The 396-nt window shown below is 69.4% G+C and carries 1 protein-coding gene; it reads right to left on the reverse strand.

Features of this window, described 5'->3' with window-relative positions; translation table 11 throughout:
• A partial coding sequence (locus ACYQ2W_RS26675; protein ID WP_459874166.1) for a transglutaminase domain-containing protein occupies window positions 1-396 on the reverse strand: 396 nt, incomplete at both ends.

The raw sequence follows: 396 nt of genomic DNA on the forward strand, positions 1-396 counted from the left end.
GAGGCCGGCGATCTGCGCCACGTCGATCCCTTCGAGGTATTCGTACTGCTTGAAGCTGGGGTCGAGGGCGATCCAGCTGTCGGCCTCCAGGTTGCGGTAGGCGCGGCCGGGGTGGAAGTCCAGGGCCGCCTCCACCCAGACGTGCTCCATGCGCACCCATGCGGGTTGGCCGCCCTCGCTGAGCACACGGGTCGGGATGCCGCCGGAGGATGCGTAGTCGGCGGCGGCCATGACGTTGCTGAATCCGCCCATCCAGTTGCGGTACTTGTCCACGGGGACATCCATGGTGCCGTGGACGTAGCGGGCGGGGATGCCGGAGGCGCGCAGCAGGGCGAGGGTCAGCGAGGCGATATCCATGGCGTTGCCGCGCCGCGCGCTGAGGGTCAGCTCGGCGTC

Source organism: Endothiovibrio diazotrophicus (assembly GCF_054657215.1).